The sequence below is a fragment of the uncultured Winogradskyella sp. genome (genome assembly GCF_947501905.1).
GTDB lineage: Bacteria > Bacteroidota > Bacteroidia > Flavobacteriales > Flavobacteriaceae > Winogradskyella.
In genome coordinates, this window is record NZ_CANMXL010000003.1 from 455,610 (window position 1) to 467,232 (window position 11,623).

Annotated in this window: 8 protein-coding genes; 3 read left to right on the forward strand and 5 right to left on the reverse strand. The window is 33.3% G+C overall.

Annotation, left to right across the window (positions count from 1 at the left end):
• Nucleotides 1-38 precede the first annotated feature (38 nt).
• From Q0770_RS08950 to Q0770_RS08965, 4 genes are read right to left on the reverse strand one after another with little or no spacing between them, the layout of a single operon-like run.
• Nucleotides 39-3,596 carry an efflux RND transporter permease subunit gene (locus Q0770_RS08950; protein WP_299116129.1) on the reverse strand — a complete coding sequence of 1,186 codons (3,558 nt, stop codon included), beginning with the start codon at nucleotides 3,594-3,596 and terminating at the stop codon, nucleotides 39-41.
• 2 nt (nucleotides 3,597-3,598) lie between these two features.
• Nucleotides 3,599-4,777, reverse strand: coding sequence for an efflux RND transporter periplasmic adaptor subunit (locus tag Q0770_RS08955; protein ID WP_299116131.1), 1,179 nt, complete (start codon nucleotides 4,775-4,777; stop codon nucleotides 3,599-3,601).
• Between the two features lie 23 nt (nucleotides 4,778-4,800).
• The gene (locus tag Q0770_RS08960) at nucleotides 4,801-6,144 is read right to left on the reverse strand and encodes a TolC family protein (RefSeq protein WP_299116133.1); all 1,344 of its coding nucleotides are present in this window, start codon (nucleotides 6,142-6,144) and stop codon (nucleotides 4,801-4,803) included.
• A gap of 6 nt (nucleotides 6,145-6,150) precedes the next feature.
• The gene (locus Q0770_RS08965) at nucleotides 6,151-6,756 is read right to left on the reverse strand and encodes a TetR/AcrR family transcriptional regulator (RefSeq protein ID WP_299116135.1); all 606 of its coding nucleotides are present in this window, start codon (nucleotides 6,754-6,756) and stop codon (nucleotides 6,151-6,153) included.
• A 120-nt stretch (nucleotides 6,757-6,876) separates the two neighbouring features.
• Here Q0770_RS08965 and Q0770_RS08970 point away from each other — a divergent pair, with 120 nt between their 5' ends.
• A complete protein-coding gene (locus Q0770_RS08970; protein ID WP_299116137.1) occupies nucleotides 6,877-7,851 on the forward strand; it encodes a polyprenyl synthetase family protein in 975 nt (324 codons plus the stop codon).
• Nucleotides 7,851-8,198 carry a hypothetical protein gene (locus Q0770_RS08975; RefSeq protein WP_299116138.1) on the forward strand — a complete coding sequence of 116 codons (348 nt, stop codon included), beginning with the start codon at nucleotides 7,851-7,853 and terminating at the stop codon, nucleotides 8,196-8,198. The genes Q0770_RS08970 and Q0770_RS08975 overlap by 1 nt, the downstream gene beginning before the upstream one ends.
• Nucleotides 8,199-8,227: 29 nt before the next feature.
• Here Q0770_RS08975 and Q0770_RS08980 read toward each other — a convergent pair whose 3' ends face one another.
• Nucleotides 8,228-8,740 (reverse strand): alpha-ketoglutarate decarboxylase, encoded by a 513-nt coding sequence (locus Q0770_RS08980; RefSeq protein WP_299116140.1) that lies wholly within the window; start codon nucleotides 8,738-8,740, stop codon nucleotides 8,228-8,230.
• A 113-nt stretch (nucleotides 8,741-8,853) separates the two neighbouring features.
• Between Q0770_RS08980 and Q0770_RS08985 the strand changes: the two genes are divergently transcribed.
• The gene (locus tag Q0770_RS08985) at nucleotides 8,854-11,613 is read left to right on the forward strand and encodes a 2-oxoglutarate dehydrogenase E1 component (RefSeq protein WP_299116142.1); all 2,760 of its coding nucleotides are present in this window, start codon (nucleotides 8,854-8,856) and stop codon (nucleotides 11,611-11,613) included.
• The last annotated feature ends 10 nt before the right edge of the window (nucleotides 11,614-11,623 follow it).

The following is an 11,623-nucleotide window of genomic DNA, read 5'->3' on the forward strand; positions in this document are numbered from 1 at the left end:
TTCTCGCTATTAATTACTCTATTTTTTTGTAAAGTTTATCATTTATCCAGCGCTAACTGAATATTTTCATCAATTTGAATGTTTTCAGTGTTGTCGTCTCCAGTAATTAAGGCAACTCTATTTTTATACATTCGCATTTTTAATCGTGTCACCAGATAAAATAAAATAGGAACAACAATTAACGTTAAGAAGGTGGCTATTAATAAACCATATATAACTGTCCAAGCTAAAGGTCCCCAAAATATAACATTATCACCACCCATATATATGTTTGGATTAAAGTCTTTAAACATGGTAAAGAAGTTAATATTAAACCCAATGGCTAGCGGAATAAGGCCTAAAATGGTAGTAATAGCAGTCAGTAAAACAGGTCTTAAACGTGCTTTACCTGCAGTAACTATACTTTCGAACAAAAGTTCTTTGCTTAAATATTCATTATCATCTAAATCTAATTCATTCTTTTTTCTGTCTATTAAGAGTTGCGCGTAATCTAAGAGCACAACACCATTGTTCACAACAATACCAGCGAGAGAAATAATTCCCATCATGGTCATCATAATAACAAAAGGATTTCCTGAAATTACCAATCCGCCAAATACACCAATTAAACTAAGCAAAATAGCTATCATTATAATTGTTGGTTTAGAGATAGAGTTAAATTGGAAAATTAAAATGAAAAAAATTAAACCTAAGCCTGTAAACAATGCACCCATTAAAAAGGCCATTTGTTTGTTTTGCTCTTCAATCTGACCTGTATAATCTATTTTAATATTCTTAGGTAAATTTTGAAAAGATTTCATTTCATTTTGAACTTGAGCGACAATAGCTCCAGCATCAGTAAACCCTGGTGATAGAGCAGAATAAACTGTTACAACGCGCCTTGAGTCTTTATGCTTAATAGCACTAAAACCAGAATTATTAGATTGTTTAGCTAGAGTTGATATAGGAATTTCTATAATCTTTCCAGAATTATTTCTAAAAGTGATATTCTGATTAAATATAGCGCTACTATTATACCTGTTTTCTTTATTAAATCGAACATAGATATCATAATCTTCACCATCTTCTTTATAGACTCCAGCTTTAGCTCCAAAAATGGAGTTTCGTATTTGCTGACCAACTTGCATAGAACTCACTCCCAACTCACCAGCTTTTTCTCTGTCAACAACTACTTGCATTCCAGGCTTGTCTTTATTAACGTCAATTTTTAATTCATCAATTCCAGGAATGTTTTTAGAATTAATAAAATCTCGCATTCTTTCAGCCATTGTGATAAGTTCGACATAATCATCACCTTCAATTTCAATATTTATTGGAGCACCAGCAGGTGGACCAGCAGCATCTTTTTCAACTGAAATTAACACACCAGGATAAATTCCTACTAATGCCTCTTGAACTTTTTGACGCAATAACTCACTATCTTCACCACGTCTGTACTTATACTCACGCATAGAGGCTGTGATTTTTCCTTTATGCGGCATTTCTGCATCAGAACCTCCATCAGTTTGAGGATTTCCTGCTCCGGCACCTACCTGAGAGACAGCGCTTTCTACTAAGAAATTGTAACCATCATCTGTATATTGAGAGTCATTTAAAACCGTATATACCTTTTGCTCTATTTCTTTGGTGATAGCATTTGTTTTGTCAATATCTGTTCCTTGAGGATATTCTATATAAACAATGATTTGATTAGGCTTATTATCCGGAAAGAATTCAACTTTTGTTCTTTGTGAAGCTAATGACCCACCAAAAGCCATGAAGGAGATTATTAATAAAAGGAAAGTTCCACCAACTAACCAATATGGACTTCTACCTGATAATGCACCACGAAGCTTTCTTTCATACCAATTTTCTAATCTTGGTAAAGTTTTATTTTGAAAGCTATTTGCCCAACCACGAAGAAACAATCTATATACCCAAAGCATAATTGCCGTAAAAACCATTAATGTACCTAAACCTCTATAATCTCCACCAAAAATGAAAGCAATAACTCCAATTGCTGCCATTATAATAGTAGTTCGTATAATTTTCTTTAAAGGCATGTCCTTATCTTCAGTATTCATGAATTCTGATACTAACACCGAATTAAAAAATATAGCAACGAATAAAGAAGATCCTAATACTGTAGCTAAAGTTATTGGTAGTAGTTTCATAAATTCACCCATAACCCCAGGCCATAAACCTAAAGGAATAAAAGCAGCAACCGTTGTAGCTGTTGAAATAATAATTGGAAAAGCAATTTCGCCTATACCTTTCTTTGCAGCTTCAATACGACTCATACCTTCTTGGTCCATAAGGCGATAGACATTCTCAACGACCACAATTCCATTATCAACTAACATTCCAAGTCCCATAATAAGACCAAAAAGAATCATAGTATTTAATGTGTAACCAAACATGTTTAAAATCATAAGAGACATAAACATGGACATTGGTATTGCAAACCCAACAAAAATGGCATTTTTAAACCCTAAGAAGAACATTAAAACGGTTACAACTAGTATAACACCAAAAAGAATATTATTTACCAAATCATCTACCTGACCAAGAGTCACTGAAGACTGGTCATTGGTAATAGAGACTTCTAAATCTTGAGGAAATACATCTGCAATTGCTTTTTCTACAATCTCTTTTACTTGGTCAGTAGCAGCAACCATATTTTCACCAGCACGTTTCTTTACATCTAGCATTACTACGCGCTCACCAACAAGGGTATTCCCTTTTTTTCGAGCATATGTTGTTCTATCTTTTTCTTTAAAGGAAACTTCAGCGACGTCTTTTAAATAAATAGGATTTCCATTCTCGGATTTCACAACAAAATTATCTAACTCAGAAGGCTTTTCAACTTCACCCAAAATTCTAATAGTACGACGTTGACCACTAGTAATAAAGTTGCCAGCAGACATAGTAACATTACCATTACCAATTGCTTGCATGACATCTCCATAACTAACCTGAGCAGCCATCATTTTGTATACATCAACAGCAACTTCAACCTCCATGTCTTGAACACCACGAATATCTACTTTCTTTATTTCTAGTAGATTTTCTATTTCATCTTGAAGATATTCACCAAATTCTTTGAGTCTTACAACGGTATAATCACCTGATATATTAATATTAAGGATTGGCATTTCCTCAGACATACTTAATGCAAAGACATTAGGTTCAATTTTTGCGTCGTTAAATGTCGGCCAATCTTCACTAGAGGTTTCTGTATCTATTTCATCCTTTACTTTTTGTTTAGCTTCAGGAATAGATAATTCTTCATCAAACTCAACAATAATCATTGAGTAATCTTCTTGAGATGTTGATGTGATTTCTACAACGTTACTTATAGTTTTAAGTTTGTCTTCTAAAGGGTCCGTAATTAATTTCTCAATATCTTCAGCTGTATTTCCAAAGAAAGGAGTACTTATATAAATCTTGGTTTCTTTAATTTCGGGAAAATTCTCTCTAGGCATTTCAAAAAAAGCTGAAACCCCTAAGAAGAATATAACAGCCATGACCACATACATGGTCGTTTTGTTATTAATAGCCCATGATGATAAAGGAAACTCTTTATTAACTTTTTTAGTGCTTTTCTTTTTAGCCATAACTATTCGTTTTTATAATCTAGAACTTTTACAGTCTGCCCATTTTTAACGCTTCTGGCGCCTTCCTGAATAATTTCAGAGCCGTTTTCAATACCCTTTATAACCTCTATAACATCACCTTGCGTTTTACCTGTTTGAATGATAACACGTTGAGCAACTCCTTCTCCATTGTCTTTTTTGTTATTTACTATATAGATATACTGTTCTCCATTAGCATTCTCAGAAATGATACTTTGTGGAATTAAAAGTGCTTCTTTATTAGTGTAGTCATTAATCTTTACCTTAGCTGTGAGGTTTGGTTTTATACTTCTGTCTTTATTTGGTACACCTATCTCAACTTTAAAGGTGCGATTAGAAGGGTTTATAAAGTCACCAGCTTGACGCACTTTGGCATTCATCTTTTTTCCTAAGATTGGAAATTCTACTTCTACATTTTTATCTTTTGTAACATTAGAGATATAGCGTTCAGGGACATCAGTTTCTATATACATATTGTCTAGGTTTACAATACGCATTAATTCTGATTGACCAGCACCAACAACACTTCCTTGTTCCGTAATGATATCGTCAATAGTTCCAGAGAAAGGAGCTTTCACAATTGTTTTACCTATTTGTTGTTTTATTTGGTTTACTGCCTGGCTTTGCGCTTCGTAATTAGATTTGGCTTGTAAGTACTGAATTTCACTACCTATCTTTTGATTCCAAAGACGTTCTTGGCGTTCAAAAGTTGTCTTGGCTAGGGTTGCTTGAATCTCTACTTGTGCTAATTGTTGACTCATTCCGCCATCATCAATTTTTGCAAGTATTTGCCCTTTACTTACTTTTTGTCCTTCAGTAACATATACTTTTGTTAGAACACCTGAATATTCAGGAAAAATGACCAAGTTATTTTTAGTACTAACATTCCCTTGAAGCTCTACATAGTGATTAAATACATCTTGTTTTGCTGTAAATGTTGTAATTAAAGGCACTTTTTTTGTAGTATCTAACACTGCAATTTTTGTGTCAAGTTGTTTTAATTGCTCAGAGATTTCTTGTTGTTTTGCAACTATTTCAGCTCGCTTTTTTCTTATATCTTCTAAGTTTTCTGTTTCAATAACAGCTTCCACAGATTTACTTTTTTCTTCACCACAAGAAGTGATAAGTACGCCGATTAATAATAGTGGTAATATATGTTTCATGATTTTCATGTTTTTTGGAATAATTAGTTGTCAGATGTTTTATTGGTAATCGTTTCAAGCTCTGCTTTTGTATTAACTACATCTAGCATCGTTTGTAATAATTCTTGTTGCGCCGTATAAAGTTGAGTTTGAGCCTGTCTAAGCTCAAAACTAGATGCTATACCTTCAAAAAATTTAGTTTGATTCTTCTTTTCAATACGCTCAGCCAAAGCTAAATTTTGCTTTTTGTTTGTGTAATCTTCAACAGCAAAACGGTAATTGCTTTTTGCTGATTCAATTTGAAGATTTAAACGTTGTTGTGTCTCTGTTAAATCATCTCTAGATTTTTCAAGATTTATTTTTGCACGCTGCGTTGCAGCACTTCGTTTCCCTGAACTAAAAATTGGAACGTTGAGGTTAATACCAACTGTTGAGAAACCAAACCAACGATTGTTACTATCTAAGAAGACAAAGTCATCATTAAAACTATTATAACCTCCATTTAAGAATGCACTAAGGCTAGGTAAAGCTTTACTTTTTTCTAGTTTAAGTAGTAGCTCTTTAGATTTTGTGTCATTAGCAGCAATCTTATAATCAATAGTAGATTCTACATCATTTTCATTATCTATATTTTGTAGAGAAATGTTTTGAATTGCAAGTGTTTCTAAATCATCTGTTAGCTTTATTGTCGCATTGAATTCTATACCAAGTGTAATATTTAGCATTTGATAGGCTATGCCTCGCAAACGCTCTGTGTTATTAAGATTACTCTTAAGATTAGATAATGTAATTTGTAATTGCTCAACACTTTCTTCTTCCTCTAAGCCATTCTCATATATTTTTGTGGTCTCATAAAGATTTTTTTCAAGCACATCAATATTCTTCTCAATAATTTCTAGACTTTCTTCAGATAGTAATACATTACCATAAGCATTGATTACAGATTTTCGTACTTCTAAATCTGTTTTGACTTTGGCGTTTTCAGAAATTTCTAAAAAGACTTTTGCAGATTGAAGCCCTACTATGTATGAGCCATCAAATAGTAATTGATTTAAAGTCGCAGTGGCTGTGGCATTTTGTTTAGTTCCAAAAATAACTTCTGCAAATTCACCAGGATTACCACCAAAAAACTCCGCAGGTATTACAGAAACTTGTTGCTTTAAAAAGTTTTGGTAGTTTACAGTAGCATCTAATTGAGGCAAACCTGTTGCTGTGGTTTCCCATTTTTGCTGTTTGGCAGCGTCAATATCTCGAGCTGCATTTTTTGATTGTCTGTTATTTTCTAAAGCATAATCTATAGCTTCTTGGAGGCTAAAGCTACTTGGTATGTCTTGTGCATAACCAAAGCTAAATAGCAAAAGAAAACAAAAAAATAATTGGTGTTTCATTATGGTTTATGATTGATTTTTTGTGATAAATTGATTTAATATTTTAAAGCCATTTTCTGTTACTATGGCTCTAAGATGATATTCTAAAAAGTTCTCCATTAAATATTCCATATTAAACTTTTCTTTAGGGAAAATAACTTCGTCCTTTATACCTGTCATCCCATTAAAATAAAGTCGCGAAATAAATTCTACATCTATATTCTCTCTAAATAATTTGGTTTCAATTCCTTTTTCTAGACTTTCAGATACAGATTCGTGCATCTTGTCAAATTGCTTAGATTTTAATGCGTCATGTATAGCTGGATAATACTTTTTAAGTTGGTATTGAGGTGAAGCTTTCTCATTTTTTAAATGTTGCATTACAAACATTTTTATAGAATAAAGCTCTTCTATTGGATTAAGGGCGTTATCACATATATCATCTATTCCATCACAAATAGTGTCAAAAAGATAAAATGTAACGGCTTCTACTAACTTGGTTTTATTACTAAAATGGACATAAATAGTTTTTTTAGATATGCCCATTTCGTTAGCAATATCGTCCATTGTAACGCTCTTAAAACCAAGGTTAAGAAAAAGGTCTGTAGCTCTATATATTATTTTTTCTTTCATAATTCAGAGCACAAAAATACATCAGGAAACTTTAAATACAAAAATAGTTTCCAAAGTTTTAATGATTTTTTAACATTCATAATGTTGAGTTTAAGTCTATTGAAATCCTATTTTTGTGTTATGAATAATATTACGACCTACCAAACTTCGTTTACTGAGTATTTAGATAGTTATATTAAAGAGCGTCATCCAAAAAACCTATACGACCCTGTAAATTATATTCTTAATCTAGGCGGAAAACGCTTAAGACCAGTTTTAACCTTATTAGCCTGTGATTGTTTTGGGAGTGATTATAATAAAGCTCTAGATGCAGCTTTGAGTATTGAAGTTTTTCATAATTTTTCTTTGGTCCATGACGATATTATGGATGATGCACCACTAAGAAGAGGTGAGCAAACCGTGCATGAAAAATGGGATATTAATACAGGCATACTCTCTGGTGATGTTATGTTGATTATGGCCTATCAATTATTTGAAAATTATAAACCTGAAACTTTTCGGGCATTGGCAAGATTATTTAGCAAAACAGCTACTGAAGTTTGTGAAGGTCAGCAATATGATGTGGATTTTGAAACTCGTGATGACGTTTCAATACCAGAATACCTAAAAATGATTGAATATAAAACAGCTGTATTAGTTGGAGGAGCAATGAAAATGGGAGCTATAGTAGCAGAAGCATCTGAAGAAGACCAAGATGCTATCTATGATTTTGGACGCTTTTTGGGAATAGCTTTTCAGTTACAAGACGATTATCTTGATGCCTTTGGTAATCCAGAAACTTTTGGAAAACAGGTTGGTGGCGATATTATTGAAAATAAAAAAACATACTTATATCTCAAAGCTATGGAATTTGCTTCTGCGGATAATAAAACTAAATTACAAGATTGGTTTTCTTCTCAGCCAGAAGATGCTTCACAAAAAATAGAAGACGTAAAAAAGATATTTACTGAAACTGGAGCTAAAGCAACCACAAAAGAGGCCGTTGAGCAATATACAGAGAAAGCATTTTCTTTATTAAAAATGCTAAATATCTCTGAAGAGAAAAAACAAGTACTTAAGCAATTTGGACTAGGTCTGATGACAAGAAAAGTGTAATGCAATTACCAACAAATTTTGAAGACTTAATCGAAGAGGTAAATGGATTAAAACTTTATAAAAGATTAATCCTTCAACTTAATAAAGACTTGCTATATGCAAATATAGATTTAGGCTTTGATAATGAAGTTTTACCAACCAGTTTGAAGTTGATTTTACAAGAAGAGGTTTATAATCTTATTCAGAATAAATTTTCAGACTATCTTAATTTGCTTTACATCGTTGATGTCTCTGAAGCTAAAGTCAGAAATATAGAGAGCAACAATACCGTAAAACTTTCAGAAGACATCACATTTTTAATTTTGCAACGTGAGTGGCAAAAGGTTTGGTATAAAGCCAATTATTAGGAGTGTTTTGGTGACTGAGCCTGTCGAAGTCAAAACCAAAACCTCACAAAAGGCAACCACGGGTCTGCGTATATACTTTCATCCTCATCATAGAGCACATCATATCTAACACCAAAAGTGACATTTCCTGTTCGGTAACCAACTCCTAAAAACAAAGCTGTTGCCCAAAAATTATCTCTTGTATTTGATGAAAATTGAGAGTCAAAATCGGTATTAACATTTACTTGTTCTAACTCAGCAGAAACTTGAACTTCTGGAAAAGGGTTAGTTAAAGCAATTATACTACCACCCAAAATGGTTGATTTAAAAACATTTCTTTGACTACTGTAACTTCCATTAAGACCCAAACCTGCAGAAAAATAAGGATTAAAATCATAGATGGCTTGGGGTGCTAATGTCCCGCTAAAAAAGCCATCGCCAAAGTTTAAGCCAATACCACCTCCAAATCTAACGTTACTCCAAAAATTTGAACTTTGATTTTCTTGAGAAAAACTAATGAGACTAAAAAAAACAAATGCAATATTCAAAAAAAATGATTTCATACTCATAAATTGGGTGAACAATGGTTATAAATATACTAAATGTGTTATAGAAAAACCTAAAAGTTGTACTTTTGCTTAAACTTTGTTGAAGCGATAACGTCTCAAAAAAACAAATGGATAAATATTCCTTTCTTAACGCAGCACACACAGCATATTTCGCTGATTTATACGATCAATATCTTAAAAATCCAGATTCAGTAGAACCAAGTTGGAGAGCTTTTTTTCAAGGTTACGATTTTGGCGCTGAAACCTATGGTCTAGAAGGTGAGATTATAGATGGCGTATCGACGCAAATTCCAGAACATGTTCAAAAAGAGTTTCAAGTAGTAAAACTTATTGATGGCTATAGAAGCAGAGGTCATTTATTTACAAAAACCAATCCTGTAAGAGCTAGACGCAAGTATGCACCAACTTTAGAGATTGAAAATTTTGGACTTTCTAAAAGTGACTTATCAACTAAGTTTTCTGCTGGAGAAATTATAGGTTTAGGCTCAGCCACACTTCAAGAGATTATAGATCATTTAGAGCGCATTTATTGCGATTCTATAGGAGTGGAGTATATGTATATCCGCCAACCAGAAGAGATTGATTGGATTCAGAATAAACTCAATATTAATGATAATCATCCAAGGTTTTCAGCAGATGAGAAAAAGAATATTCTTAGAAAACTGAATGAAGCTGTTTCTTTTGAAACATTTTTGCATACAAAGTATGTTGGGCAAAAACGATTTTCTTTAGAAGGGAACGAATCTTTAATTCCAGCATTAGATGCCATGATAGAAAAGGCAGCAGATTATGGTGTTAAAGAGTTTGTAATGGGAATGGCGCATCGTGGACGATTAAGTACATTGACCAATATTTTTGGTAAGTCTGCAAAAGATATTTTTAGTGAATTTGATGGAAAAGATTATGAAGAAAAAATCTTTGATGGTGATGTAAAATACCATTTGGGATGGACGAGTGATCGGGAAACAGATTCAGGAAAAAAAATAAATTTAAGTATTGCTCCAAATCCTTCACATTTAGAAACTGTTGGTGCAGTTGTTGAAGGGATTTCAAGAGCAAAACAAGATAGAAAAGAAATTGAGGACGCATCTCAAGTCCTACCAATTGTAGTCCATGGAGATGCAGCAATAGCTGGGCAAGGTTTAGTCTATGAGATTGTACAAATGGCACAGTTAGATGGCTACAAAACCAATGGGACTGTGCATATTGTGGTTAATAATCAAATTGGATTTACCACAAATTACCTAGATGGACGTTCTAGTACCTATTGTACAGATGTTGGTAAGGTTACTTTGTCTCCAGTGTTACATGTCAATGCAGATGATGCTGAGTCGGTAGTACACGCCATATTATTTGCATTAGATTTTAGAATGCAATTTAAACGTGACGTATTTATTGATCTATTAGGTTATAGAAAATATGGGCATAATGAAGGAGATGAACCTAAGTTTACACAACCTTTATTATACAAAGCTATTTCTAAGCATAAAAACCCTAGAGATATTTATGCTGCTAGATTAATTGCAGAAGGTGTTATTGACGATGGTCATGTCAAAAAAATTGAAAAAGAATACAAAGACCAACTTGAAGAAAAGTTAGTTGATTCTCGTAAGATTGAAAAGACTAAGATTTCGCCATTTATGCAAGAAGAATGGAAGAACTTCATTCGAGTTGATGAAAAGGAAATGGTAAAGTCTTCAGATACAACAGTGTCTAAAACGTTATTAAAAGACATCACAAAAACGATTTCTAACTTACCAGAAGATAAAAAGTTTATTCGTAAGATTCAGCGTTTAGTAGAATCTCGACAGACGATGTTTGATGAAGATAGATTAGACTGGGCAATGGCCGAGCATTTAGCTTATGGTTCATTATTATCTGAAGGATTTAATGTTCGTATTTCTGGTCAAGATGTAGAACGAGGAACATTCTCTCACAGACATGCCGTTGTTAAGGTAGAAGATAGTGAAGAAGAAATTATCTTACTTAAAAATGTAGCTAAGAATCAAGGGCAATTCAATATTTACAATTCGTTATTATCAGAATACGGTGTTGTAGGTTTTGATTATGGTTATGCCATGGCTAGTCCAAATACTTTGACTATTTGGGAAGCACAATTCGGAGACTTTAGTAATGGTGCTCAAATAATGATTGATCAGTACATCTCGTCAGGAGAAGATAAATGGAAAACGCAAAACGGATTGGTAATGTTATTACCTCATGGTTACGAAGGTCAAGGTGCGGAACACTCTTCGGGTCGTATGGAACGTTACTTACAAGTCTGTGCAAAAGACAATATGTTTGTTGCAGATTGTACTACTCCTGCAAATATGTTCCACCTGCTACGCAGACAGATGAAAGCTAATTACAGAAAGCCATTAGTGGTTTTTACTCCAAAAAGCTTACTACGTCATCCAAAAGTTGCGTCATCAGTAGAAGAGTTTGCTAATGGAACTTTCCAAATGTTAATTGACGACGAGAATGCTAAGTCAACAAAAGTAAAAACCTTAGTTTTTGTTACAGGTAAATTCTATTACGATTTGCTTGAAGAGCAAGAAAAATTAGGAAGAGATGATGTGGCATTGGTAAGAGTAGAACAGCTTTTCCCATTACCAATTGCAGATATTAATAAGGTACTTAAAAAGTACAAAAATGCAGATGATATCGTTTGGGCGCAAGAAGAGCCAAGAAACATGGGTGCTTATGGACATATGTTAATGCATCTTGAAGAAGCAAAACAATTTAGAGCTGCAACAAGAAGACCTTACGGTGCGCCTGCGGCGGGAAGTTCAGTACGATCAAAAATACGTCATCAACAAGTGATAGATTATGTTTTTGATAAAACAAAAGACAATCAAAGAAAATAATAAATAAAAC

What these genes read in the sequence shown, in the direction of transcription:
- Q0770_RS08975 (WP_299116138.1), top strand. Translation starts at nt 7,851, where the DNA reads ATGCAATTACCAACAAATTTTGAAGACTTAATCGAAGAGGTAAATGGA.
- Q0770_RS08985 (WP_299116142.1), top strand. Translation starts at nt 8,854, where the DNA reads ATGGATAAATATTCCTTTCTTAACGCAGCACACACAGCATATTTCGCT.
- Q0770_RS08950 (WP_299116129.1), bottom strand. Translation starts at nt 3,596, where the DNA reads ATGGCTAAAAAGAAAAGCACTAAAAAAGTTAATAAAGAGTTTCCTTTA.
- Q0770_RS08970 (WP_299116137.1), top strand. Translation starts at nt 6,877, where the DNA reads ATGAATAATATTACGACCTACCAAACTTCGTTTACTGAGTATTTAGAT.
- Q0770_RS08980 (WP_299116140.1), bottom strand. Translation starts at nt 8,740, where the DNA reads ATGAAATCATTTTTTTTGAATATTGCATTTGTTTTTTTTAGTCTCATT.
- Q0770_RS08955 (WP_299116131.1), bottom strand. Translation starts at nt 4,777, where the DNA reads ATGAAACATATATTACCACTATTATTAATCGGCGTACTTATCACTTCT.
- Q0770_RS08965 (WP_299116135.1), bottom strand. Translation starts at nt 6,756, where the DNA reads ATGAAAGAAAAAATAATATATAGAGCTACAGACCTTTTTCTTAACCTT.
- Q0770_RS08960 (WP_299116133.1), bottom strand. Translation starts at nt 6,144, where the DNA reads ATGAAACACCAATTATTTTTTTGTTTTCTTTTGCTATTTAGCTTTGGT.